Annotated in this window: 16 protein-coding genes, 2 tRNA genes and 3 rRNA genes; 3 read left to right on the top strand and 18 right to left on the bottom strand. The window is 61.6% G+C overall.

Features of this window, described 5'->3' with window-relative positions:
• Positions 1-119: 119 nt before the first annotated feature.
• The 5 genes from AC5WNJ_RS02860 to AC5WNJ_RS02840 form a co-directional block, all read right to left on the bottom strand.
• Positions 120-1,700: a DEAD/DEAH box helicase gene (locus AC5WNJ_RS02860; RefSeq protein ID WP_176676224.1), complete on the bottom strand. Its 1,581-nt coding sequence runs from the start codon at positions 1,698-1,700 to the stop codon at positions 120-122.
• Between the two features lie 216 nt (positions 1,701-1,916).
• Positions 1,917-2,453, bottom strand: coding sequence for an HPP family protein (locus tag AC5WNJ_RS02855; RefSeq protein ID WP_176676223.1), 537 nt, complete (start codon positions 2,451-2,453; stop codon positions 1,917-1,919).
• Positions 2,454-2,566: 113 nt separating this feature from the next.
• Positions 2,567-4,375 (bottom strand): ABC transporter permease, encoded by a 1,809-nt coding sequence (locus AC5WNJ_RS02850; protein ID WP_253062229.1) that lies wholly within the window; start codon positions 4,373-4,375, stop codon positions 2,567-2,569.
• A 141-nt stretch (positions 4,376-4,516) separates the two neighbouring features.
• Positions 4,517-5,563 carry a Fe(3+) ABC transporter substrate-binding protein gene (locus AC5WNJ_RS02845; protein ID WP_253062227.1) on the bottom strand — a complete coding sequence of 349 codons (1,047 nt, stop codon included), beginning with the start codon at positions 5,561-5,563 and terminating at the stop codon, positions 4,517-4,519.
• 235 nt (positions 5,564-5,798) lie between these two features.
• On the bottom strand, positions 5,799-6,371 hold the full coding sequence (locus AC5WNJ_RS02840; RefSeq protein ID WP_253062225.1) for an elongation factor P hydroxylase: 573 nt from the start codon (positions 6,369-6,371) through the stop codon (positions 5,799-5,801).
• Between the two features lie 342 nt (positions 6,372-6,713).
• Here AC5WNJ_RS02840 and AC5WNJ_RS02835 point away from each other — a divergent pair, with 342 nt between their 5' ends.
• Together AC5WNJ_RS02835 and AC5WNJ_RS02830 are read left to right on the top strand one after the other, a co-directional pair.
• Complete coding sequence (locus AC5WNJ_RS02835; protein ID WP_495931017.1) at positions 6,714-8,189, top strand: MATE family efflux transporter; 1,476 nt, start codon at positions 6,714-6,716, stop codon at positions 8,187-8,189.
• A 293-nt stretch (positions 8,190-8,482) separates the two neighbouring features.
• Complete coding sequence (locus tag AC5WNJ_RS02830; RefSeq protein ID WP_175090610.1) at positions 8,483-9,217, top strand: hypothetical protein; 735 nt, start codon at positions 8,483-8,485, stop codon at positions 9,215-9,217.
• A 40-nt stretch (positions 9,218-9,257) separates the two neighbouring features.
• Here AC5WNJ_RS02830 and tusA read toward each other — a convergent pair whose 3' ends face one another.
• Positions 9,258-9,503 carry a sulfurtransferase TusA gene (tusA, locus tag AC5WNJ_RS02825; protein ID WP_054555155.1) on the bottom strand — a complete coding sequence of 82 codons (246 nt, stop codon included), beginning with the start codon at positions 9,501-9,503 and terminating at the stop codon, positions 9,258-9,260.
• Between the two features lie 62 nt (positions 9,504-9,565).
• Between tusA and AC5WNJ_RS02820 the strand changes: the two genes are divergently transcribed.
• On the top strand, positions 9,566-9,850 hold the full coding sequence (locus AC5WNJ_RS02820; protein WP_176676221.1) for an antibiotic biosynthesis monooxygenase family protein: 285 nt from the start codon (positions 9,566-9,568) through the stop codon (positions 9,848-9,850).
• 129 nt (positions 9,851-9,979) lie between these two features.
• On the opposite strand, the gene rlmM is transcribed toward AC5WNJ_RS02820, so the two are convergent.
• The 12 genes from rlmM to prpC form a co-directional block, all read right to left on the bottom strand.
• Positions 9,980-11,053: a 23S rRNA (cytidine(2498)-2'-O)-methyltransferase RlmM gene (gene rlmM / locus AC5WNJ_RS02815; RefSeq protein WP_176676220.1), complete on the bottom strand. Its 1,074-nt coding sequence runs from the start codon at positions 11,051-11,053 to the stop codon at positions 9,980-9,982.
• Between the two features lie 214 nt (positions 11,054-11,267).
• Positions 11,268-11,383: ribosomal RNA gene (gene rrf / locus AC5WNJ_RS02810) — 5S ribosomal RNA — on the bottom strand.
• Positions 11,384-11,521: 138 nt separating this feature from the next.
• Positions 11,522-14,409 (bottom strand): 23S ribosomal RNA (locus AC5WNJ_RS02805).
• Between the two features lie 232 nt (positions 14,410-14,641).
• Positions 14,642-14,717: transfer RNA gene (locus AC5WNJ_RS02800), tRNA-Ala, on the bottom strand.
• Positions 14,718-14,757: 40 nt separating this feature from the next.
• Positions 14,758-14,834, bottom strand: a tRNA-Ile gene (locus AC5WNJ_RS02795).
• Positions 14,835-14,910: 76 nt separating this feature from the next.
• Positions 14,911-16,451: ribosomal RNA gene (locus AC5WNJ_RS02790) — 16S ribosomal RNA — on the bottom strand.
• Together the 16S, 23S and 5S rRNA genes with 2 tRNA genes alongside form the textbook arrangement of a ribosomal RNA operon.
• Positions 16,452-16,932: 481 nt before the next feature.
• On the bottom strand, positions 16,933-18,837 hold the full coding sequence (locus AC5WNJ_RS02785; protein ID WP_176676219.1) for a M48 family metallopeptidase: 1,905 nt from the start codon (positions 18,835-18,837) through the stop codon (positions 16,933-16,935).
• Between the two features lie 70 nt (positions 18,838-18,907).
• Entirely contained in the window at positions 18,908-19,501 is a 594-nt protein-coding gene (locus AC5WNJ_RS02780; protein ID WP_166019876.1) for a LemA family protein, read from the bottom strand.
• 201 nt (positions 19,502-19,702) lie between these two features.
• Entirely contained in the window at positions 19,703-21,310 is a 1,608-nt protein-coding gene (locus tag AC5WNJ_RS02775) for a bifunctional 2-methylcitrate dehydratase/aconitate hydratase (RefSeq protein WP_176676218.1), read from the bottom strand.
• A 204-nt stretch (positions 21,311-21,514) separates the two neighbouring features.
• On the bottom strand, positions 21,515-22,783 hold the full coding sequence (gene prpF, locus AC5WNJ_RS02770; protein ID WP_495930374.1) for a 2-methylaconitate cis-trans isomerase PrpF: 1,269 nt from the start codon (positions 22,781-22,783) through the stop codon (positions 21,515-21,517).
• Positions 22,780-25,482, bottom strand: coding sequence for a Fe/S-dependent 2-methylisocitrate dehydratase AcnD (gene acnD / locus AC5WNJ_RS02765; protein ID WP_176678256.1), 2,703 nt, complete (start codon positions 25,480-25,482; stop codon positions 22,780-22,782). Before acnD ends, prpF begins: the two co-directional genes overlap by 4 nt.
• Before the next feature lie 67 nt (positions 25,483-25,549).
• Entirely contained in the window at positions 25,550-26,692 is a 1,143-nt protein-coding gene (prpC, locus tag AC5WNJ_RS02760; protein ID WP_176676216.1) for a bifunctional 2-methylcitrate synthase/citrate synthase, read from the bottom strand.
• Between the last annotated feature and the right edge of the window lie 24 nt (positions 26,693-26,716).

Below are 26,716 nucleotides of genomic sequence, written 5' to 3'. Positions count from 1 at the left end.
GGTCTCGCGACGGACGGACAAGGGCCCGACACGCAAACGCCCCGACAACGGCAAGTTGTCGGGGCGTTCTTTCTTTACGCACTCAAACGTCTTCAGACACTCAAACTGTCAGTCAAGGCTCAACCGTTGGAGCGATTACCACCGTTGCCGCCGCCTGAGCGATTGCGACCGCCGCGGGAACGACGACGCGGGCGCTCGGCATTCGGCGCGCGATTGCCGTTCACTTCCGGTTGCGGCACGAGACGATTACCATCCACGTCACGCTGCACCGGTGCGCGGTTGCCGCGGTTGTCATCATCGACACGTGCGGCCTGCTGACGCTGACCGCCAGAGCGCTGACCGCCAGAGCGCTGGCCGCCATTGCCACGTCCTTTACCAGCCGACTTGTCGCCAGAGCGCTGGCCGCCATTGCCGCGTCCTTTACCAGCCGGCTTGTCGCCAGAGCGCTGGCCGCCATTGCCGCGTCCTTTACCAGCCGGCTTGTCGCCAGAGCGCTGGCCGCCACGCGGCTGACGCGGTTCACGTTCCGGCTCGACGTCGACTTCCGGCACGAAACCTTCCACTTCGACACGCTTGAGCTTGCCCTTGAGCAGACGCTCAATCCCGCCCAGTTCCTTGCGCTCATCGCTGGAAACCAGCGAGATGGCACGCCCGCTGGCACCAGCACGGCCGGTACGCCCGATACGGTGCACGTAGTCTTCCGGCACGTTGGGCAGTTCGTAGTTCACGACCTGCGGCAGCTGCTCGATATCCAGACCACGCGCCGCGATGTCCGTCGCGACCAGCACTCGTACTTCGCCGTTCTTGAAGCCGGCCAGTGCCTTGGTACGCGCATTCTGGCTCTTGTTGCCGTGAATCGCCGCAGCACTGATGCCGGACTTCTCGAGCTTGGTCGCCAGACGGTTGGCACCGTGCTTGGTACGGGTGAACACCAGCACCTGGTGCCAGTTTTCCTTGATGATCAGGTGCTTGAGCAGCGAAGGCTTGTGGCTCTTCTCTACGGTGTGGATATGCTGCTCGACCTTCTCGGCCGTGGTGTTGCGCGGGCTGGCTTCCACCGCCACCGGGTCATTCAGCAGCTTGTTGGCCATGCTGCGGATCTCATCGGAGAAGGTCGCGGAGAACAGCAGCGTCTGACGCTTGGTCGGCAGCAGCTTGAGCAGACGACGGATGTCATGGATGAAGCCCATGTCCAGCATGCGGTCCGCTTCATCCAGCACCAGCGTCTCGAGATCGGAAAAGTCGATGGCCTTCTGGGAGTGCAGGTCCAGCAGGCGGCCCGGCGTGGCGGTCAGGATCTCGACGCCAGAGGCCAGGCGGCTGATCTGCGGGTTGATCTTCACGCCACCGAATACCACGGCATTGCGCAGCTTCAGGTGACGGGAATAGGCGGTAACGTTCTCGTCGATCTGCGCGGCCAGCTCACGCGTAGGCGTGACGATCAGGGCCTTGATCCTGCGGGCACCCGCGGGAGCGCTCTGCGCGAGGCGCTCGACCAGCGGCAGAGCGAAACCGGCGGTCTTGCCGGTACCGGTGCGCGCAGCAGCCATCACATCGCGGCCTTCCAGCACGGCAGGAATCGCACCTGCCTGGACGGGAGACGGCGTGGAATAGCCCATCTCGGCGATCGCTTTCAGGACAGGAGCGGACAGCCCCAGGGAGGCAAACGCCGGGACGGAATTGGCAGTAGTCTCAGTCATCAATATCTCTTCGGCTGACCGGCCACGTGCTGGTCGATCATTAAGGAATGGCGCCTGGCCGGGCACGTGCCGGGAGAGGGAGCGAGGCGTATCAGGCGCAGAGAAGAAGGAGTCGGTCAGAGGAACCTCATCCGGCTGCTGCCAGTCGCTCGCGTCAGGCGATAGCCCAGTCTACCATCTTCCGCCATCGCCTGCAGAAGCGCGCATCCGATGGGCTCAATGCCAGTGCAGCGGATAGCGGCGATGACGCGCCAGATTGTTGATCAACACCGCCAGCACCAGCATCGCCAAGCAGCCCAGCCCCACCGGCAACAGGGCGTACCAGTAGCCCAGCTCATGCAGCGGCTGACCGCCGATCACCGCGATCAGGGCGGTGGCGCCGCCCGGCGGGTGCAGGGTGTGCGTCAGCTGCATGACCAGCAGTGACACCGAGACCGCCATGGCCGCTGCCAGCCAGCCATCACCCAGCCAGTGATAGCAGGCGACACCGACCAGTGCCGACAGCATGTTGCCGCCCAGCACATTGCGCGGCTGGGCCAGCGGGCTGTGCGGCGCGCCGTAGAGCAGCACCGAGGTCGCGCCGAAGGACCCCACCAGCAACAGCGAGCTGACCGCCAGATAGTGCGAGGACAGCCAGCCGATCAGCGCCATGCCCAGAAAGGCTCCGAGCCATGACCACAGGGCATCGGCAACATGCGGCCTGCCCCGCTTCAGGGGACCACCCCGCATCTTGGCTACGTAAGGCTTGAGCATCGTGCGAACCATCTCCGGCATTGTCCTGTCAGTGTCGAGCGCTGCACCCTAGGCGATCTCCACACAAGGAACAACTCCCGTTTGGCAATAAGCTGATGACGACGCTGTCGCCATCATGACTCGCTGCGCGAGGCCACGATGGTGCGCGAGATCACGATCACCGGCAGGATGCCGACCACCACGATCACCAGCGCCGGCAACGCCGCCTGCTCGAGCATTTCATCCGAGGCGTACTGATAGACGTGGGTGGCGAGCGTGTCGAAGTTGAAGGGCCGCAGCAGCAAGGTGGCCGGCAGCTCCTTCATCGCATCAACGAAGACCACCAGCGCCGCGGTCAGCAAGCCGGGACGGATCAAGGGCAGGTGCACCCGGCGCAGTGTCGAGAAGGTGTTCTCGCCCAGCGAGCGCGCCGCCATGTCCATCGAGGGCGTGACCTTGTCGAGACTCGATTCGATGGAGCCCGCGGCGATGGCGAGGAAACGCACCACATAGGCGATGATGATCGCGCCCATCGTCCCCGTCAGCAGCAGACCGCTGGAGAACCCGAAGTTGGCGCGCAGGAAGCTGTCCAGCGCATTGTCGAACCCGGACAGCGGCACCAGCACGCCCAGCCCCAGCACGGCGCCCGGCATGGCATAACCGAGACTCGAGAGCTTGAGCGCCTGCTGTACGCTGGCGGTGCGATCCAGCCGCTTGGCGTAGGCCAGCAGCACCCCGATGATCAGCGTCAACACGGCAGCACTGACCGACAGCATCAGACTATTGAGCGCGTAACCGGCAAAGTCCGGCGTCCACGACTCCTCGAAATAGCGAATGGCATGCCGCGTCAACAGGCCCACCGGCAACAGGAAGCCGAAGAGCAACGGCAGCAGGCAGGCCAGCGTCGCCAGTCCGGCGCGCCAGCCATGCAATGTCGGGCGACGATAGCGACGATAACGATCGCCCTTGCCGAACTGACGCTGCCGGCGCCGGGCATGTCGCTCCAGCCAGATCAGCGTGACCACGAAGATCATCAGACACAGCGCGATCTGGGCCGCGCCGCGCAGGCTGCCCATGTTGAGCCACACATTGAAGATGCCGGCAGTCAGCGAACGCACCGCGAAGTAATCGACGGTGCCGAAGTCATTGAGCGCCTCCATCATCGCCAGCGCCAGACCGACGGCGATCGCCGGGCGTGCACTGGGCAGCGCCACGCGCCAGAAGCTCTGCCAGCCATTGCAGCCCAGGGTGCGGCTGGCATCGCGCAGTGAAGGTGATTGATCGAGAAACGCCGAGCGCGCCAGCATGAAGACATACGGAAACAGCACCAGCGACAGCATCAGGATGGCGCCGCCCAGACTGCGTATCTCGGGGAAGTAGTAATCCTGCGGCGAGTCCCAGCCGAACAGCGCACGCAGCGCGCCCTGGAAGGGCCCGGCATACTCGAAGACATCGGTGTAGATGTAGGCGATGACGTTGGCAGGAATCGCGAACGGCAGCAGCAACGACCACTCGAAGGTACGCCGCAGCGGGAACTGATACATGGTGGTCAGCCACGCCGAGACCACGCCCATGCTGCCGCTGAGGACCGCCACGCCGGCCACCAGCGCCAGACTCGTCATGACATAGTCAGGCAGCACGGTGGAGACGAGGTGCGGCCAGATGCCGTCACCGGCCTGGTCACTGCCATCATCGCCGAACAACGCCAGCCAGATGACGGCCAGCACCGGCATCACCACCAACGCGGCGACCCCCCAGGCCGTCGCGAACCATCCCATGTGCGTGCCCAGGCGCCGCTGACGGCGTCTTATCGCCGCATCTTCGCTGACTGACGTGCCGTGAGTCACGTGCTCCAGGGCGAGCTCCGTCGCGCTGGTTGCCGTGCAGGCTTCCTCTTCAAGACTCGCACCTCGCTTTGCCAACAGCCGCTTGCCTTGCGTCATCTGTTCTTCCTCACTGACCTGCCAACTGCAATTGCGTCTATTTTACATTGTTCACTCAAACGAAGAGGGGCTGTCGCATCGCGACAGCCCCTCTTCGTTCATGACATCCCGCCCGATGGCTCATGCCAGCGGTGAGTGCCGTTACTGGTTGAAGCCGACTTCATTGACCATCTGAGCAGCACGCTTGCGATATTTGGCGACCTCGGTCAGCGAGAGGTCATCCTGCTTGAACTCGCCCCAGGACGTCAGCAGCTCCGAGCTTTCGGCAGCCGGGTTGGCCGGATACTCGAAATTGATCTCGGCATACATGTGCTGGGCGGTCTTCTCGGTCAAGAAGCGCATCAGCTTGAGCGCATTCTCTTCGTGCGGCGCGTACTTGGTCATCGCCATGCCGGAGATGTTCATGTGCGTACCGACACCGTTCTGATCCGGGAATTCGATGCGTGCCTTCTCGGCCCACGGGCGCTGCTCGTCATTGTCGAGCATCTTGCCGTAGTAGTAGCTGTTGCCGATGGCCACGTCACAGACGTTGTCACGAATCGCCTTGATCTGATCGCGGTCCCCGCCCTGCGGCTTGCGCGCCAAGTTGTCCTTGAAACCTTCCAGCCATTCGCGGGTCGCTTCCTCGCCGTTGTGAGCGATACGCGAGGCGATCAATGCCACGTTGTAGGGGTGATCACCGGCTCGTGAACAGACACGGCCCTTGAGGCTCGGATCCGCCAGGTCGTCATAGCTTGCAACCTGACCGGCCTCGAGGCGATCGACACTGGTGTAGAGTACGCGTGCACGGGTGGTGATACCGAACCACTGGTTGTCAGGGCCGTGATACTGCTCAGGCAGGTTGGCTTCGATGACGTCGTCATTGACGCTCTTGACCAGCTCTTCGTCGACCAATTCCTGCAGGCGACCGATATCCACCGTCAGCAGGACGTCAGCCGGCGTGTTGCGGCCTTCACGCTTGAGACGCTCGGCCAGACCTTGCTTGGCGAATACCACGTTGACCTTGACGCCGGTCTCCTCGGTGAACTCCTTGAGAAACGGCTCGATCAGATAGGCCTGGCGATAGGAGTAGACGTTCACCTCTTCCTGGGCTTGCGCCGGCATGGCCGTGACAGCCGTCACGCCGACCAGCGCACTCAACAACAGCTTGCGAGCGGAGGATGCAGAAATCATGGATACAGCAGTCATCGAATACCCCTGTTCAAGGTGTCCTGTCCTGACGAGGACTGCCATGGGCAGACCTGCAGGCCAGTAGAAGCGGAACCATTGTGTCAATGCGAATCATTCTAATCACAAAGCCCTGACGCCTGCAACGTGAGTGCAACGCTGATTTGCAGATAATGCAATCCCGCTTCGGGAGGCGGGTTCCGGGAGGCAAGCCCAGCCAGCGACGACACTGCCGCCTGCCATGCGCAGGAAGGCATCACGCCAGTCGGCCGTCCTCGCCCACTGTAGGCAACAGGGGCATGGCATGGGCGATGGCCTGCTCAAGCGGCATCCCCTGCTGCCAGACACCGGCGAGCGCGTGGCGGAAGGCAGCGGCACGTGCGGGCAGGGCGCGCTGCTCGATATCGGCGGCACGCCGCATCACACGTTGCGCGAAGGCGTCTCGATCCACCTCCAGCTCAAGATTGTCGACGCTGACATGAAACGGCTTGCCCACCGCCCGGTGGAAAAGTAGCTCCAGCGCCTGGGGGGCAACCTCGACACTCTCGAAGGCGCGCTGCTGCTCGGCGTCGCGGCCATCCGGGGCATACCAGTAGCCGTAATCTTCCTCGAGCCGCCGTCTGGCGCCTGCGATGCACCAATGGCTGATCTCATGCAGTGCGCTGGAAAAGAAGCCACGTGCCAGATAGACACGGTGATAGCCAAGCTCTGATTCCGGGACTCGCCTGCCTTCTCCCTGCATGCCGGCCGGAAGATAGAGCGGCTCTTCGGGATCACAACGCAGCAAGGTATTGAAGGTGCCACCGAACAGGCCGTCGAACAACGCCATCAAGGTGGCGAGGTCATGCGCACGACGAGGGCTCCCGCAGGCGGAATCAGAGGAATGGACGGCAGTTAGGGACTCATGGGACGACACGGCAATTCTCGGCAAGCGCTGGCAGTGTGGGAGCATTCGATGGCGGCAGGAAAACCTGCTCTGCCGGATGGCTCATTGTACGTGGCAAGCCTATAGCGCGTCATTTCAGCTGACAGTGTCACTCATAGCCGTGATAATTCATCAGCTTGCGTTCATGAAACCTGCTTATCTGCTAGGATGGCGCGCCAAGCAAGAATGATTCTCGATTACTAGCAGGAGCCTGCCGTGCCCCCCGCCGACCCATCCCCCTCCTCCATGCCTCAGACGGCCCCCGGTTCTCCGCCTCCGCCACTGATTCCCCGCATCAGAGCGGAAACCTCACGCCTGGTCACTCTGGCGCTGCCGATCTGTGGCGCGCAGCTGGCTCAGGCAGGCATGAGTGCCGTGGACGTACTGATGACAGGGCGTTCCTCGGCCACGGACCTGGCAGCCGTGTCGGTGGGCTCCGGCCTGTGGGTGCCCCTGCTGCTGCTGATGGCGGGCACCCTGATGGGCCTGACACCGGTAGTCGCGCAATTGATGGGAGGCAATCGCAGCGGTGAGGTACGTGGCAACGTGCATCAATCGCTGTGGATCTCGCTGGTGCTCGGCAGCCTGTCCGGGCTTGCGCTGTGGTATCTGGCCGCGCCGATCTTCACGCTGATGGAAGTGCCTGAGGCCGTGGCAGAGCAGGCGACTCTCTACCTGATGGCCATTGCCTGGGGCATGCCGGGCGCAGCCTTCTATCAGGTTCTGCGCGCCTACTCGGACGGCATGAACCATACCCGCCCGGCACTGATCATCAGTCTGATCGGCCTGATATCGAACGTCCCGCTCAATTACGTGCTGATCTACGGGTCTGCGGGCGTGGATGACCTGCTGGGAATCACCCTGCCGGGACTGCTGGGCGACATTCCGGCCATGGGCGCCGCCGGCTGCGGTATCGCCACCGGCCTTGCGATGTGGATCATGTGCCTGAGCATGTTCGCCTACACGCGTTACAGCAGCGCGTATCACGCCGTGGCGTTGTGGTGCCAGCCCAGCGCCCCCCATTTCAAGCAGATGGGCGAACTGCTCAAGGTTGGCCTGCCGATCGGTATCGCGATCTTCTTCGAGGTCACGCTGTTCACGGTCATCGCCCTGTTCGTGGCCAGCTTCGGCGAGATCAAGGTTGCGGCTCACCAGGTCGCGCTCAACTTCACCTCGCTGCTGTTCATGCTGCCGCTGTCGATGGCGATGGCCCTGACCGTGCGCGTCGGCCACACCATCGGCCGTGGTGACATGCGTGAAGCACGTTTTGTGGCCTGGAATGGCGTGGCCTTCTCGTTGGTGGTGGCGCTGGTGAATGACATCGTGATCTGGGTACTGGCCGAGCCGGCCGTGGCACTCTATACCAGCAACCTCAAGGTCCAGGCCCTGGCCATGTCGCTGATCACCCTGGCGATGCTCTATCAGGTCTCGGACTCCCTGCAGGTCGCCATGGCAGGCGCACTGCGCGGCTTCAAGGACACACGCATCATCATGCTGATCACCATGTTCGCCTACTGGGTGGTAGGGCTGGGAGGCGGACACCTGCTGGGTGTCGGCAGTGAGGCCTTCCCGATCTCGCCCTGGCCCATCGAGCAGATGGGCGTCTATGGCTACTGGATCGGCATGGTGGCAGGCCTGACCGTGGCAGCGCTGCTGCTGGGCTGGCGCCTGTGGATCATCGCGCGCCGTGGCGTACGTGACGAGGTATTGGCGAGCCAGTGACGCCTGACAAATAACGTGCGCATATCAGCCAGGAGGCTGGTCTGACAGCCACCTGAAACGCCTTGATGAGAAAGCCCCGCGACACCCGACAGGGTGACGCGGGGCTTTTGCGTTTAAACACGACAAAGCCGATAGACGGTCATTTCGTCCAAGGAGGGGTTACCGTCAAGGCGCTGGCTGTGCTAATGGTTATTCAAGGCAGTGCTCTCTCGCTGACGACACACATGGCAGAAGCGAGAGAACGCACCAGCACACGCCGAGGACGATCGACAAGCTGCTGAGGAGGGTTCGTCATGGGCGTACCAGTTTCTTCCCCCCGCTCCGCCAAGGTCATCGACCTGAGTGTCATGCGTGACAGGATGCGTGCACGACGTCGTATTCTCCGGCTGGCGCCGGAACACGACGGATTGGAAATGCTCTATCAGCTCGACAGCGACCCGGACAGCTATTACAGCATTCCGGTACTGGCCTGGGGGCTGCGCGAGGATGGTGAAGTCGTCGGCATGGTGCCGTGGATGGAGGGCCTGATGCCCTGTCACGAGCTGGAAGACCCGCAGCAGGGGCATTTCGTCGGCTATCGCGACCCGGAAACCGACGAAGTCTTCATGCTGGCGCCTGACCACAAGGTGTTCGAGCTCGAACATGCAGCGGCCTATTACGACTATGAAGTCTCGGACAGGACGACGCTGCTGCAGCAACTGCCGGACACGCTGGGTACCCATGCGCTGTGCATGACCAACGGCGAGTCACAGTGGCAGCTCAAGCAGGTCTTCGGTTGGCGTCTCTACAGCGATGGCAACATCGAGGCCTTGCTGGTCGATGAAACTCGCGTCACCCAGACACCGGTGCTGGCCGGCGACGACTGCCTGTACCCGGGGCGCAGTCGGCATGATGTGGTCTATTTCTTCCAGCGCGCCATCGCCAATCAGATTCGCGAGCAGGACCCGGCGACGCTGGAGGCTCTCGCGCTGATGATGACCGGCGAGAGCGACCAGGTCTGCGTCGAGGTCCATGACCGCGAAGCCTGAGGGCCAGTCATGACCCACGACTCAGCGGTGCGGACAGGCCTCAACTGATGCGGATGTAATACAGGAACTGTTCCGGTGTCTCGTGGCTCAGTTCCAGGGTGTGGCCAAGAAAGGCGCAGAACTTGGGCACATCACGGGTGGTGGCAGGGTCGGTCGCCACCACCCGCAACAGGTCACCCGAGGCAAGCTCACGCACCTTGTTGTGCAGCATCATGATAGGCTCCGGGCAATACAGGCCACTGGTTTCCAGTTCGGCATCGGCCTCGGGCAATGTGATATCGGTCATCGAAGACTCCTGACAATCCTGCCGCCCTGGCTGGCGGCACGTACAAAAAAGGGGAGACAGGCATGATCAAGGTTCTGATCGAACGGCATATCATGCCGGGACTGGAACAGGATTACGAACAGGCCTCGCGTGAAGTCGTACGCGAGGCCACGCATGTCCCGGGCTTCATCTCGGGCGAGAACCTGATGGAAACCGGCCGCGCGGGCCACCGCATCCTGATCACCTCATGGCGCGATGCGCGAGCGTGGCAGGAATGGTCGGTCAGCCCGGCCAGAAATCACATGATGGCGCGCCTGGCGCCCATGCTATCCCAACCGGAGCGGATAATCCTGCTGGAGCATACCTGAACGCGCCTCTCCGGCGAGCGAAGGCAGCAGGCGCCTCCTTCCCCATACAAGAACCCCACGGCCAGTACAGGCCGTGGGGTTCTTGTATGGGGCATGTCGCCCGTGCGTGCTGATCGAGCCTATAGCCAATCAGTGCGTGATACGCACGTGCACAGTGACCTCTTCACGATCGTGATACAGATGACGACAGCGAATCTCGGCACCGACATTGGAGCGCTCGAGACTGGCGGCCAGATAGTCGAGGCAGCGAGAGACTTCCTTCCAGCGCTGCTTCATCGGCAGCTTGAGATTGAAGACGGCCTCGTTGCACCAGCGCTTCTTCAGCCAGCGCTCGACCATCTCGGTCACACGAATCGGCTTGTCGACGATATCGCAGACCAGCCAATCCAGGCGCAGCGGCGGCTCCCAGGTGAAACCATCTTCCTTGAGATGCTCGACCTGACCTGTCGCCATCAGGTCCTGGTTCATCGGACCATTGTCGATCGCGAACACGAACATGCCCTTCTCGACCAGCTGGAAGGTCCAGCCACCCGGGGCGGCACCAAGATCCGCTGCCTGCATGCCAGTGGCGATGCGACGCTCCCACTGATCGCGCGGCACGAATTCGTGCCACGCCTCTTCCAGCTTGAGCGTGGAGCGGCTGGGCGCACGGCTCGGCGAACGCAGGTGACGAATGCCATTGGCATACTCGCTGCGGTTGCCCGGGAAGCTCATGCCCAGCTGGACTTCATCGCCATCCGTCCAGAAGACATGCAACGCCCGACCACCGGCCTTGCGGCGCAGGGCACCCCGCTTCTTGAGCGCGGATTCCAGCGGGCGACCGACGGCCTTGCCCAGCCCCGACAGCGCCTTGCCATCATTGGTATCCGGCATCTCGTGGCGGATCTCCTCGAAGCTCCAGCCGGCGTCGACCACCTGCTGCAGAATCGGCGAGACACGATTCTCCCGCGACATGCCGACCAGCGGCTCCAGTGCCACCAGGGTCTGACGAGCGAAGACCAACGCCTGTAGCGGCATGTCACGATGCAGGGCGTTGGCGGGCTCCTCACCCGTCACCACATAACGCACGAAGCCACTGTCGCGTGCCGCAATCGGATAACCCGGCGTGCCGATATACGCCGCTTTCTCACTGACTTCTGCGGCCAGGTCGGCCTCGAAGCCAGGGCGGCAATACAGCAACAGTTCTTGAGGTTGCATCATCATCTCCAATACAGAAGGCTGGGGAGTCTAGCCCCTCGCCGCTGCCTTCTACAAGCGTGCATGTACGTGATGGGGGCTGTGACAACGCTCAGGCCGTTCATGGGCGCGACAGGCACCTCACGAAGCGCGTAAGCCTCTTGCTTTGCTGTGCGCAACTTTTCTCACCACAAAGAGAACCGCCCCTGCAGCAAGGCTACAGGGGCGGTTCGGGATAAGTGCCTGACGATGACCTACTCTCACATGGAGAAACTCCACACTACCATCGGCGCTAAGCGGTTTCACTTCCGAGTTCGGCATGGGATCGGGTGGTTCACGCTCGCTATGGTCGTCAGGCGAAACGGTGGCACCTTGCGATGCCTGAGTCTCGAGGCTTGTGACCTCGCGACTCGCAATATGAATCATGCTGACCGATATGTCGTCGATCCTGTCGCAATCCCGGCGGTTTGCCTGGGCAAACCCCTTGGGTGTTATATGGTCAAGCCTCACGGGCAATTAGTACTGGTTAGCTCAACACATTGCTGTGCTTCCACACCCAGCCTATCAACCTTGTCGTCTTCAAGGGCCCTTCAGGAGGCGCAAGGCCTCAGGGAAGTCTCATCTTGAAGGGGGCTTCCCGCTTAGATGCCTTCAGCGGTTATCCCGTCCGAACGTAGCTACCGGGCAATGCCATTGGCATGACAACCCGAACACCAGAGGTTCGTCCACTCCGGTCCTCTCGTACTAGGAGCAGCTCTTCTCAAACTTCCGACGCCCACGGCAGATAGGGACCGAACTGTCTCACGACGTTCTAAACCCAGCTCGCGTACCACTTTAAATGGCGAACAGCCATACCCTTGGGACCGACTTCAGCCCCAGGATGTGATGAGCCGACATCGAGGTGCCAAACACCGCCGTCGATGTGAACTCTTGGGCGGTATCAGCCTGTTATCCCCGGAGTACCTTTTATCCGTTGAGCGATGGCCCTTCCATACAGAACCACCGGATCACTAGAACCTACTTTCGTACCTGCTCGACGTGTCTGTCTCGCAGTCAAGCACCCTTATGCTCTTGCACTCAATGCACGATTTCCAACCGTGCTGAGGGTACCTTCGTGCTCCTCCGTTACTCTTTGGGAGGAGACCGCCCCAGTCAAACTACCCACCATACACTGTCCTCGATCCGGATGACGGACCTGAGTTAGAACGCCAATGATGTCAGGCTGGTATTTCAAGGTTGGCTCCACCGCATCTGGCGATGTGGTTTCAAAGCCTCCCAGCTATCCTACACAGACAACATCAGCATCCAGTGTAAAGCTATAGTAAAGGTTCACGGGGTCTTTCCGTCTAGCCGCGGGTACACAGCATCTTCACTGCGATTTCAATTTCACTGAGTCTCGGGTGGAGACAGCGTGGCCATCATTACGCCATTCGTGCAGGTCGGAACTTACCCGACAAGGAATTTCGCTACCTTAGGACCGTTATAGTTACGGCCGCCGTTTACCGGGGCTTCGATCAAGAGCTTCGGACGAATCCTAACCCCATCAATTAACCTTCCGGCACCGGGCAGGCGTCACACCCTATACGTCCGCTTGCGCGTTTGCAGAGTGCTGTGTTTTTAATAAACAGTTGCAGCCACCTGGTATCTTCGACCGGTAGGAGCTTACGGAGCAAGTCCTTCACTCGAACCGGTGCACCTTCTCCCGAAGTTACGGTGCCATTTTGCCTAGTTCCTTCACCCGAGTTCTCTCAAGCGCCTTGGTATTCTCTACCTGACCACCTGTGTCGGTTTGGGGTACGGTCGCATGTGATCTGAAGCTTAGAGGCTTTTCCTGGAAGCGTGGCATCGATGACTTCCTGACCGTGGTCAGTTCGTCTCGCATCTCGACCTCAGAGGAACCGGATTTGCCTGATTCCTCGGCCTACATGCTTTCACCAGGACAACCAACGCCTGGCTCACCTAGCCTTCTTCGTCCCCCCATCGCAACCACATCCGGTACGGGAATATTAACCCGTTTCCCATCGACTACGCGTTTCCGCCTCGCCTTAGGGGCCGACTCACTCTGCTCCGATTAACGTAGAACAGAAAACCTTGGTCTTCCGGCGGGGGAGTTTTTCACTCCCCTTATCGTTACTCATGTCAGCATTCGCACTCGTGATACCTCCAGCAGACTTCTCAATCCACCTTCATTGGCTTACACGACGCTCCTCTACCGCTCATCCAGAGGATGAACCCGTAGCTTCGGTACCTGATTTAGCCCCGTTATATCTTCCGCGCAGGCCGACTCGACTAGTGAGCTATTACGCTTTCTTTAAAGGGTGGCTGCTTCTAAGCCAACCTCCTAGCTGTCTGAGCCTTCCCACATCGTTTCCCACTTAATCAGGATTTTGGGACCTTAGCTGACGGTCTGGGTTGTTTCCCTTTTCACAACGGACGTTAGCACCCGCTGTGTGTCTCCCACGCTGCACTCACTGGTATTCGGAGTTTGCCTCGGGTTGGTAAGTCGGGATGACCCCCTAGCCGAAACAGTGCTCTACCCCCAGCGGTGATACGTGAGGCGCTACCTAAATAGCTTTCGAGGAGAACCAGCTATCTCCGGGCTTGATTAGCCTTTCACTCCGATCCACAGCTCATCCCAGCATTTTTCAACATACTTGGGTTCGGGCCTCCAATTGATGTTACTCAATCTTCACCCTGGCCATGGATAGATCGCCCGGTTTCGGGTCTATACCCTGCGACTGGTCGCCCAGTTAAGACTCGGTTTCCCTACGCCTCCCCTATACGGTTAAGCTCGCCACAGAATATAAGTCGCTGACCCATTATACAAAAGGTACGCGGTCACACCACGAAGGTGCTCCCACTGCTTGTACGCATACGGTTTCAGGATCTATTTCACTCCCCTCGCCGGGGTTCTTTTCGCCTTTCCCTCACGGTACTGGTTCACTATCGGTCAGCCAGGAGTATTTAGCCTTGGAGGATGGTCCCCCCATGTTCAGTCAGGGTTTCTCGTGCCCCGACCTACTCGATTTCACGTGACTCGGACTTCGACTACGGGACTATCACCCTGTATCGTCAAGCTTCCCAGCTTGTTCGCCTGTCGGTTGTCACGCTTAAGGGCTGGTCCCCGTTCGCTCGCCGCTACTTGGGGAATCTCGGTTGATTTCTTTTCCTCCGGGTACTTAGATGTTTCAGTTCCCCGGGTTTGCCTCTATAGGTTATGTATTGGCCTATAGATACTCACCTGATGGTGAGTGGGTTTCCCCATTCGGAAATCGTTGGGTCGCAGGGTATTTGCCACCTCGCCAACGCTTATCGCAGGCTATCACGTCCTTCATCGCCTCTGGCTGCCAAGGCATCCACCGTATGCGCTTAATCGCTTGACCATATAACCCCAAGGGGTCTGTCAAGGATTACGACTCTGTCGGACCTCTCCGACATATCGTTTGATGGAGATGTGCTTGGCGCACACTCCATCGTCAGCATGATTCACATTGTTAAAGAGCGGCTGTTCAGAGAACAGTGAGAAGTCACACAACCTTCTCGAGGAAGGCGATATGCTTGTCACTGTGGACTGTGCAGCGTTATCAGGTAGTAGCAGCTTGAACCGGAACTTGATGGTGGAGCCAAGCGGGATCGAACCGCTGACCTCCTGCGTGCAAGGCAGGCGCTCTCCCAGCTGAGCTATGGCCCCAAAAGTCGGCAAAACCGTGTCGACAAAAGCACGAAGCTTTTGGTGGGTCTGGGCAGATTTGAACTGCCGACCTCACCCTTATCAGGGGTGCGCTCTAACCAACTGAGCTACAGACCCGACACTACTACTCGATAAACTAACTTGATCAGGTAATTCGTTGTGAGCACTTGCCGCGAGCAGTAGACAGTGTCGATAAGGAGGTGATCCAGCCCCAGGTTCCCCTAGGGCTACCTTGTTACGACTTCACCCCAGTCATGAACCACACCGTGGTGATCGCCCTCCCGAAGGTTAGGCTAACCACTTCTGGTGCAGTCCACTCCCATGGTGTGACGGGCGGTGTGTACAAGGCCCGGGAACGTATTCACCGTGGCATTCTGATCCACGATTACTAGCGATTCCGACTTCATGGAGTCGAGTTGCAGACTCCAATCCGGACTGAGGCAAGCTTTATGGGATTGGCTCCACGTCGCCGTATTGCAACCCTTTGTACTTGCCATTGTAGCACGTGTGTAGCCCTACCCGTAAGGGCCATGATGACTTGACGTCGTCCCCACCTTCCTCCGGTTTGTCACCGGCAGTCTCCTTAGAGTTCCCGACATGACTCGCTGGCAAATAAGGATAGGGGTTGCGCTCGTTACGGGACTTAACCCAACATTTCACAACACGAGCTGACGACAGCCATGCAGCACCTGTCTCAGAGTTCCCGAAGGCACCAATCCATCTCTGGAAAGTCCTCTGGATGTCAAGGGTAGGTAAGGTTCTTCGCGTTGCATCGAATTAAACCACATGCTCCACCGCTTGTGCGGGCCCCCGTCAATTCATTTGAGTTTTAACCTTGCGGCCGTACTCCCCAGGCGGTCAACTTATTGCGTTAGCTGCGCCACTAAGTCCTCAAGGGACCCAACGGCTAGTTGACATCGTTTACGGCGTGGACTACCAGGGTATCTAATCCTGTTTGCTACCCACGCTTTCGCACCTCAGTGTCAGTGTCAGTCCAGAAGGCCGCCTTCGCCACTGGTATTCCTCCCGATCTCTACGCATTTCACCGCTACACCGGGAATTCTACCTTCCTCTCCTGCACTCTAGCCAAGCAGTTCCAGATGCCGTTCCCAGGTTGAGCCCGGGGCTTTCACACCTGGCTGACTTAGCCACCTACGCGCGCTTTACGCCCAGTAATTCCGATTAACGCTTGCACCCTCCGTATTACCGCGGCTGCTGGCACGGAGTTAGCCGGTGCTTCTTCTGCGAGTGATGTCTTTCTTGCGGGGTATTAACCCACAAGCGTTCTTCCTCGCTGAAAGTGCTTTACAACCCGAAGGCCTTCTTCACACACGCGACATGGCTGGATCAGGCTTTCGCCCATTGTCCAATATTCCCCACTGCTGCCTCCCGTAGGAGTCTGGGCCGTGTCTCAGTCCCAGTGTGGCTGATCATCCTCTCAGACCAGCTACGGATCGTCGCCTTGGTGAGCCATTACCTCACCAACAAGCTAATCCGACATGGGCTCATCCGATAGCGCAAGGTCCGAAGATCCCCTGCTTTCTCCCGTAGGACGTATGCGGTATTAGCCTGAGTTTCCCCAGGTTGTCCCCCACTATCGGGCAGATTCCCATGCATTACTCACCCGTCCGCCGCTCGACGCCTCCTAGCAAGCTAGGATCGTTTCCGCTCGACTTGCATGTGTTAAGCCTGCCGCCAGCGTTCAATCTGAGCCATGATCAAACTCTTCAGTTGAAAGCTTGATAGTCTGTTAAGCAGACCAAACTTGGTTCAGAGTCAAACTTCTCGTGAGAGGCTTGCTCCGATATTTGGTGACCTTGTCACCACTCATCGGCAAGCGCTCACACGAATTACCTGATCAAATTTTTAAAGAGCGTCGCTGTGAAGCGAGGAGGCATATTCTACCCGGAACGCTTGAGAAGTCAAGCACTTGATGATGAGTCAGTCGACTGCCTCTAAGCATCATCAAGCGGTGAGGAGCGTTGCTCGATCACCTGTTCCGTAAGGATTGCGGCGCATTCTAGCGAATCGCCCGGAATTGTCAATCGATGGTTTCGAAGCGGACTTCAAAAACATCAAGCAAAACAATCACCTGCAAACCTCTTTCACCGCTGGTGACGCCATGCGTCCCCGGCAGCGGATGCGTACTTTACGCAGGAATCGGTTTGATGGCAAGAGCTTTGACGCAGAAAATAGCTGCTCGCCTGATCGATACTCAGACCGCCCTGCCATCCGCAGGCCGTGATACTGGGCGCGCCTGCCAGCCGCCACGCGAATGGGACTGTGTCTCAAGCGCCGCTTCCAGGCGTGCCTCCGGCAGCTGCATGACGCGGGCCAGCAATGTCAGCAGGGCCACTTCCTCATCGGCCAGTGTCTGGTCAGCATGCACCACCTGGGCAAGCGCCGTGAACCAGCGCTGCTTGTCCATCGGGCGCAGGTGAGCCAGCTGCGTGAGATGACGACAGCGCAGCGCAGGGTTATCTCCATCCGGCTGCGACTGCGGATACGCAAGCGCCAGACCAAGTTCCGCACTGGCGTCCAGGAAGATGGCCTCGCGCATCGCTTCATCGTCGATGAGTCCGACCATCAGCATGAGCCAGTGCTGACAGGCCGGCTGACATTGCTGCAAGGCCAACGAGTCACTCTTGCGATCGATTCGCGGGTCCAGTGACTCCAGCAACAACTGCCACAGACACCAGATGAACATGTCCTGCGGAGGTGTCTGCGCCTTGAGCATGCGATGAGCGCGCTCATCCGCTTCCCGCCAGCGCGGTATCAGCCGGTTGAGCAAGGGGATCCACTCGACTCGCGGCAAGGACTCGAGCTTGCGCCGCGCCTCGCGCACGCGCTTGCCATCCAGCCAGTCATGCTGACGTTCAAGCTCGGTGAGCCAGACCCCACGCCGGGTGAGTTCCGAGGGCGCGATCATCGCCACCACCAGCTGCGGGCAGAGAAAACGTGACAGCGTCAGGTTCTCGAGTTCCCCCCGGGAACGCGACAGCTCGCCCAGGACAGCCGCGCCGGCGATACCCGCCATGACCCCGCCAAGCACTTCTGCCCCGATGGGCCCCTGCTGCTCGAAGGTATGCACCGGTTGCTGACGCGCGCTCAGATATTGCCTGTCCCAACGGGGTTCCAGGCGCTTGATGCGTTCATCCAGCGGCGGATGCGAGTCGAACCAGCCCGTCAGCCATGGCGGACGCGCTTCGACGAAGAAGAGATGGTTGTAGGTCATGGCGCGCGGATGCTGGATGCGCCCCTGCCAACCCATGCCGCCGATACGCTTGAGGGCCGAGGCGATGCCATCCGGAAAGCGCGTCAGACGCACCGCACTGGCATCGGCGAGATATTCGCGTGAGCGCGCGACCCCGCGTTGCAGCAGCCTGCCGCCCAGCCCGCCGAGACTGCCGAGCAACCACAGCGCCACACCGACCAGCATCAGCTGTGGCATGCCGCCTTTCCTGTCGGAGCCGGAGGAGCGCGCCCTGCCCAGCACGAAGCCGATGCGCCCCGTCCCCATCAGGAAGCGTCCCGCCTCGGAGAGAAACACCAGGCCATGGACCGCACTCGCCAGACGCAGGTTGAGGCGAATATCGCCATTGGCGATATGGGCGAACTCGTGAGCGACCACGCCCTGCAGCTCGTTGCGATCCAGCTGCTCCAACGCCCCGCGACTCAGCGCGATCACCGCATCATGTGGCCGATAGCCCGCCGCGAAGGCATTGATCATCGCCTCATGCGGAAGCAGGAACAGCTGCGGCGTGGGCAGATTGGCGGCGATCGCCATCTCTTCCACCACATTCAGTGCCCGCCGCTCGCGCGAGTCCTGGGTCTCGACATCCACCAGCTTGCCACCCAGGCGTGCGGCCACGACCGCGCCGCCCTGCTGCAGACGCCGCAGCTCACGCGCTGCGACCAATGCATTGCACAGGAAGATGATGCTCGCCACTGGCCAGACATATTCAAACGTCGTGGTGGCCGGGCGCCCCAGGAAACTGCTGATCGCGACATGCACCACGGCGCCGGCGGCAAGAGACACCACCAGCGACATGACCGTGAAGGCCACCAGCAATAGCCGCGTACGACGCCGCGCACTGTCCTGCTCATGATAGAAATTCATTCGCGCTCGCCATCTACCCAGTCAGGATCACAGCGCAAGACCGCTGCGAGAGAAGCATCAGCCGGTCGACTCAGGAGAAACTGACATCCGGGGCCTGGCGGATCTTCACGCTGTCATCGAAGGCCAGCAGACCTGCATCACTGCGATGACCGAAGGTCGGCGCGAACATCACCTGCGGGAAGCTCTGGCGATAGACGTTGTAGTCGGTGACGGCATCATTGTAGGCCTGACGCGCGAAGGCGACGCGGTTCTCGGTGGCGGTCAGCTCTTCCATCAGGTCGCTCATGGTCTGGTCCGCCTTGAGCTCCGGATAGGCCTCGACCACCACATCCAGCTTGCCCAGACTCGCCGCCAGCCCCTGCTCGGCACCGGCCAGGCTGGCCAGCTTGTCCATGCTGCCGGGGTGCGCCGCTGCGGCATTCAAGGCAGCCATCGCCTTGTTGCGGGCATTGATCACTTCTTCCAAGGTGCCACGCTCATGACTCAGATAGCCCTTGGCCGTCTCGACCAGATTGGGAATCAGGTCGTAGCGCCGCTTGAGCTGCACCTCTATCTGCGCGAAGGCATTCTCGAAGCGCGCCTTGAGGCTGACCAGCTTGTTGTAGATCGAGATCACGTAGATGACGATCAGCGCGATGGCGCCCAGCAGCAGAAATGTTTTCATGATGAGTCCCTTGTGATGAAGCCTTTGCCATGATGCCTTTGCAATGAAGGCTCGGCAGGCGTTGCCCCGCTCTCCGGCGAGTCTTTGCAAGCACTCCTGGCGATCGCCCTGTGCAATCCGCTTCCAGTTTACCCATACCGGATGACGGCACCAGTCAATTGGATGACTGATTGCCAACGGGGCATCATGCGGCCGGCAACCTCACGGCACCCAATGCGCCATGAACTCGTGCACCGACAGTGCTTCGAGTCGCTCGCGATCACCCAGCAACGCCATCAGGGTGTCGCAACGCGAAGGCGGGAAGCAGGTGGCCAGATTGGCCCGACACTTGTCCTCGAGCGGGGCGAGCGACTCTTCACGCCGCCGGCGATGTCCCAGCGGGTATTCCACCGTCACCTGCTCAGTGGCACTGCCATCGCAAAAGACCACCCGCAGGGAATTGGCGATCGAGCGCTTGTCGGCTTCCAGATACTCGCGGGTGAAGCGCGCCTCTTCCTTGACGACCATCCTGCCACGCAGCCGGTCGATCTCCGGGTGAGCGGCATGGAAGCCATCTTCATAGTGATCCGCGTTCAACTCGCCGAAGATCAGCGGCACCGCGACCATGTATTGAAGGCAGTGATCGCGGTCCGCCGCATTGGCGAGTGCACCCTGCTTGGAGATGATGCGGATCGCGGATTCGTGGGTGGTGATCTCGATGCGCTCGATCTCCTCGAGCCGGTCGCGAACCTCGGGATGGAGCTGGACGGCCGCCTCGGCGGCGGTCTGGGCATGGAATTCGGCCGGAAAGGAGACCTTGAAGAGCACGTTCTCCATCACATAGCTACCCAGAGGGCGCGCCAGCGTCAGGTGCCGTTCGTTTTCAGGCTTGAGGGCGAGATCGCTGTTGCCGTGACTGAAGGAAACATCATTGAAGCCCCACTGCGGCGCACTGAGAGCGCCGGGGATGCCCATCTCGCCACGCAGGGCGATATCCGCCAGCCGCACGCCGCGTGAGGTGGCGTCCCCCGCCGCCCAGCTCTTGCGCGAGCCGGCATTGGGCGCATGACGATAGGTACGCAGACTCTGGCCATCGACGAACGCGTGCGACAGCGCCGACAGCAACTGCTCGCGATTCGCCCCCATCAAGCGCGCCGTCACGGCAGTGGTCGCCACCTTGACCAGCATGACATGGTCGAGCCCGACGCGATTGAAGCTGTTGTCCAGCGCCAGCACACCCTGGATCTCGTGGGCCATCACCATGCTCTCCAACACATCACGCATCACCAGAGGCGGCTTGCCCTGCGCGACACGCTGGCGCGAGAGGTGATCCGCCACCGCCAGAATGCCGCCGAGATTATCCGAGGGATGCCCCCACTCCGCCGCCAGCCAGGTATCGTTGTAATCCAGCCAGCGGATGGTGCAGCCGATATCCCACGCAGCCTTGACGGGATCGAGACTGAAGGCGGTGCCGGGCACCCGCGCACCATGCGGCACCACGGTCTCGGCCACCAGCGGCCCGAGATGCTTGGTGCATTCCGGGAAGCGCAGCGCCAGGATGCCGCAGCCGAGGGTATCCATCAGACACAGGCGAGCAGTGTCCATCGCCTCCGCCGAGGGACCTGAGCGCTCGCTCTTGCCAGCCCGGTCATCCACATTAGCATCCGCATCCGCGATATGCGGTCCATCGCAATACCCCAGCACATAGTCGGCGATCTGCTGCAGCTCCGGGTCATAGTCCGGGCGCTGATTGGCGCTGGCCTGACTTGTACTGGCTTGAGTGGCGCTGAGACGGCTTTCGCCTTTCTGATCAGAGGATGGCGTGCTCATACATGACCTCCTGTCGTGGATCGTCTTTGCCCATGTGCGGCTCCCGCGACACCGGCACACCCTCCGAAATACCTGTGTACACACCACAGACACGCGAAAGCCGGCCCTCTGCACATGCATGCCAGGCCGGCTTTCATCGGGGTGCCGCAGAAGGGGCTTTGACTGTCGAACATGACAACCGACCCTCACCTGCCTATGCCGGCGCTAGCGCATCAAGGTCTTCGCCGGCACCCGCACCCAGCCTTCCATCAGGATACGCGCGCTGCGACTCATCACCGCTTCACTGACGGTCCACTCGCCCTCGCCTTGCTGGCCATCACTGCCTTGGCCTGCCTCTGTCTGCCGATGGGCACTCGCGCCGACCCTGAGTGTGCCGGAGGGATGCCCGAAGCACACCGAGTCACGCGCCGCGTCAGTCTGCCCAGCCCCAGACTCAGCATCGGCTCCGCCAGCGGCGGCAAGATTGACCAGCGTGCCCGGTACCGCAGCCGCCGCGGCGATGGCGACGGCCGCGGTGCCCATCATGGCGTGGTGCAGCTTGCCCATCGACACGGCGCGGATCAGCACATCGATCTCGTCGGCCTTGATCTCGCGACCACTGGAGACAACGTGATCCACCGGCGGCGCCACGAAGGCGACCTTGGGGGTGTGTTGGCGCGTGGCGGCCTCGCCCAACTCCTGGATCAGTCCCATGCGCAGTGCGCCGTGGGCGCGCAATGTCTCGAGGCGCGCGAGGGCCTCGGCGTCCGAGTTGATCGCCTCCTGAAGCTCGGTGCCCTGATAGCCGAGATCACGGGCAGCGACGAAGATGGTCGGGATGCCGGCATTGATCAGGGTCGCCCGGATTCTCCCGCCCGCGACCACCGATTCCGGCACTTCCAGCGTATCGACCACATTGCCGGTGGGGAACATGCTGCCTTCGCCGGCGGCAGGGTCGCGGAAGGCGACCGCCACTTCGGCGGCCGGGAAGGTCACGCCATCCAGGGCGAAGTCGCCGGTTTCCTGGACGCGCCCTTCGCACATCGGTACCCGCGCGATGATGGTCTTGCCGATGTTGGCCTGCCAGATACGCACCTCGGCGATACCGTCACGCGGCAGGCGCTCGGCCGGCACCAGGCCCTTCTCGATGGCGAAGGGCCCCACCGCCGCCGAGAGATTGCCGCAGTTGCCGCTCCAGTCGACGAAGGGCGAGTCGATGGAGACCTGGCCAAACAGATAGTCGACGTCGTGGTCCGGCTGTTCGCTACGACTGATGATCACCGTCTTGCTGGTGCTGGAGGTCGCGCCCCCCATGCCGTCGATCTGCTTGGCATAGGAGTCGGGGCTGCCGATCACGCGCAGCAGCAGGGCATCGCGCGCCGGGCCCGGCACCTGCGCCGCTTCCGGCAGTTCATCGCGCAGGAAGAACACGCCCTTGCTGGTGCCGCCACGCAGGTAGGTGGCGGGAATCCTGAGCTGTGCCTGCTGGCTCATGCCGATACCTCCGCCGCCGTCTCGCCCGGCGCCTGCGAGTTCAGGAAGTCCTCGGCGAAGCGTTGCAGCACTCCACCCGCCGAGTAGATGGAGACCTCCTCACGGGTATCGAGACGGCAGGTGACCGGCACGCGCTCGAGCTTGCCTGCCTTGTCACCGGCGGTGCGCTCGATCACCAGCGTGAGTTCTGCCCCCGGCGCCGGCTCGCCCTCGACGGCGTAGATCTCGCTGCCATCCAGCGCCAGCGTCTTGCGCGTGGTCCCGGCGGCGAACTGCAGCGGCATCACGCCCATGCCGACCAGATTGGTGCGGTGGATACGCTCGAAACCTTCCGCGACGATGGCCTCGACGCCCGCCAGCCGCACGCCCTTGGCCGCCCAGTCACGCGACGAGCCCTGGCCGTAATCCGCGCCCGCGATGATGATCAACGGCTGCTTGCGCTGCATATAGGCCTCGATGGCCTCCCACATGCGTACCACCTTGCCTTCCGGCTCCAGACGCGTGAGCGAGCCCTGCTTGACCTCGCGCTTGCCGTCCGCCCCTTCCACCACGGCCATCTCGTTGATCAGCTTGGGATTGGCGAAGGTGGCCCGCTGCGCGGTGAGGTGATCGCCACGGTGGGTGGCGTAGGAATTGAAGTCCTCCTCCGGCAGGCCCATCGCGGCCAGGTACTCGCCTGCCGCACTGCTGGCCATGATGGCATTGGAGGGTGACAGGTGATCGGTGGTGATGTTGTCCCCCAGCACCGCCAGTGCCCGCATGCCCTTGAGCGTCGGCGCGCTGGCCAGGCCACCTTCCCAGTACGGCGGACGACGGATGTAGGTGCTCATCTCGCGCCAGTCGTAGAGCGGACTGGTCGTGTCGTCGCGACCCTGACGGGTCTCGAACATCGGGATGTAGACCTGACGGAAGTGGTCCGGCTTGACGCTGGCACCGACGATGGCGTCGATTTCCTCGTCGCTCGGCCACAGGTCCTTGAGCATGATCGGCGAGCCGTCCGGCGCATGCCCGAGAACATCCTTCTCGATGTCGAAGCGGATGGTGCCTGCGATGGCGTAGGCGACCACCAGCGGCGGCGAGGCCAGGAAGGCCTGCTTGGCGTAGGGGTGGATACGGCCATCGAAGTTGCGATTGCCGGACAGCACTGCGGTGGAGTAGAGATCACGCTCGACGATTTCCTGCTGGATCGCCGGGTCCAGCGCACCGCTCATGCCATTGCAGGTGGTGCAGGCGAAGCCGACGATACCGAAGCCGAGCTGCTCGAGTTCCGGCAGCAGTTCCGCCTCTTCCAGATACAGCTGCACGGCCTTGGAGCCCGGCGCCAGCGAGGTCTTGACCCACGGCTTGCGCGTCAGCCCCAGCGCATTGGCGCGTCTGGCCAGCAGGCCGGCGGCGATGACATTGCGCGGATTCGAGGTATTGGTGCAACTGGTGATGGCGGCGATGATCACCGCGCCATCCGGCATCAGGTCGCGCCCATCCTCATCCTGCTCATGCTCGATCACCCCAGAGATGCCACGCGCGGCAAGCTCGCTGGTCGGCACGCGACTGTGCGGGTTGGAGGGGCCCGCCAGGGTGCGCACCACCGAGGACAGATCGAAGGTCAGCTCGCGCTCATATTTCACCGCGCCTTCGATATGGCCGCTCTCATCGGCCCACAGCCCGGTCTCACGCGCGTAGCGCTCGACCAGCGCGATGTTCTCCGGCTCACGCCCCGTAAGGGTCAGGTAGTCCAGCGTCTGCTGATCGATGTAGAACATCGCCGCCGTGGCGCCGTACTCCGGCGTCATGTTGGAGATGGTGGCACGATCGCCCAGGGTCAGGCTGGCCGCGCCTTCGCCGAAGAATTCCAGATAGGAGGAGACGACCTTCTCGGCGCGCAGGAATTCGGTCAGCGCCAGCACGATGTCGGTGGCGGTGATGCCCGGCTGCGGACGCCCGGTGAGGCGCACGCCGATGATGTCCGGCAGGCGCATGTAGGAGGCGCGCCCCAGCATCACGCTCTCGGCCTCGAGCCCACCGACGCCGACGGCGATCACGCCCAGCGCATCGACATGCGGCGTGTGGCTGTCGGTACCCACCAGGGTATCCGGGAAGGCGACCTGATGGCCCTTCACATCGGCGCGCGACTCGATCACCGGCGACATCCGCTCCAGATTGATCTGGTGCATGATGCCGTTGCCCGGCGGAATCACGTCGATGTTCTCGAAGGCCTGACGGGTCCAGTCGATGAAGTGGAAGCGGTCCTCGTTGCGCCGCTCCTCGATGGCGCGGTTCTTGGCGAAGGCGTCCTTGTCGAAGCCGGCGTGTTCCACCGCCAGCGAGTGGTCGACGATCAACTGGGTCGGCACCACCGGATTGACCTTGGCCGGGTCTCCGCCGCGCTCGGCGATGGCATCGCGCAGACCGGCCAGGTCGACCAGCGCGGTCTGACCGAGGATGTCATGACACACGACGCGCGCGGGATACCAGGGGAAATCGAGATCACGCCGACGCTCGATCAATTGCACGAGACTGTCGCGCAGCTGGTCCGGCGGGCAGCGACGCACCAGGTTCTCGGCCAGTACGCGTGAGGTATAGGGCAGACCGGCATAGGCGCCGGGGGCGATGTCTTCCACGGCGGCACGCGCATCGAAGTAGTCGACCGGGGTACCCGGTGACGCCGTGCTAGGCAGGGGTTTGCGATACTCGGTATTCATGGGCATCCGGACTCATCAGGCGGTCAAGAAAACAATCGGCCAGCACGCGGACTGGCCGAGGGAAGGGTCAGTCGCGCTGCTCGATGGGCAGCCAGTCGCAATGCTCCGGGCCGGTGTAATCGGCGCTCGGGCGGATGATGCGATTGTTGGCGCGTTGCTCGAAGACATGCGCCGCCCAGCCGGTCAGGCGTGAACAGACGAAGATCGGCGTGAACAACTTGGTGGGGATGCCCATGAAGTGATAGGCGCTGGCGTGGAAGAAGTCGGCATTGCAGAACAGCTTCTTCTCGCGCCACATCACGGCTTCGACGCGCTCGGAAACGGCGTAGAGCTGAGTGTCGCCCACATCCTCGGACAGCTTGCGTGACCACTCCTTGATGATGGCGTTGCGCGGGTCACGTTCACGATAGATGGCGTGGCCGAAGCCCATGATCTTCTCGCGGCGTTCCAGCATGCCGAGAATCTCGCGCTCGGCTTCCTCCGGTGAGCGCCAGTGCTCGATCATCGCCATCGCCGCCTCGTTGGCACCGCCATGCAACGGACCGCGCAGCGAGCCGATGGCCCCGGTCACGCAGGAATGCAGATCGGAGAGCGTCGAGGCGCAGACACGCGCGGTGAAGGTCGAGGCATTGAATTCGTGCTCGGCATAGAGGATCAGCGAGGTGTTCATCACCGCGGCATGCAGCTCGCTGGGGGCCTCGCCGTGCAAAAGGTGCAGGAAGTGCGCGCCGATGGAGTCGTCATCGGTCTCGGTGTCGATGCGCACGCCGTCATGGCTGAAGCGATACCAGTAATTGATGATCGACGGGAACACCGCCAGCATGCGGTCGGCCTGATCGGACTGCTCAGCGAAGCTCTCTTCGGTCTCCAGATTGCCGAGCATCGAGCAACCGGTGCGCATCACGTCCATCGGATGGGCGCTGGCCGGAATCTGCTCCAGTACCGCCTTCAGGGCATCCGGCAGACCACGCAACCCCTTGAGGCGCGTGATGTAGGCATCCAGCTCCGAACGATTGGGCAGCTTGCCCTTGAGCAGCAGATAGGCGACTTCTTCAAAGCTTGCGTGGGCGGCGAGATCCTCCAGATCGTAGCCGCGATAGCGCAGGCCGGAGCCGGTCTGGCCGACGGTGCACAAGGCGGTCTCGCCGGCACTCTGGCCGCGCAGGCCGCTGGAGGCCCTAGGGCTCGGGGTAGCGGTGGTATCTGACATGGCGTGATCTCCTTGGCAGTGACG

The sequence above is a fragment of the Cobetia sp. PDI-23MA genome (genome assembly GCF_059507735.1).
Note: the sequence above shows the minus strand (reverse complement) of the source record. Positions and strands in the feature narration are given on the sequence as shown.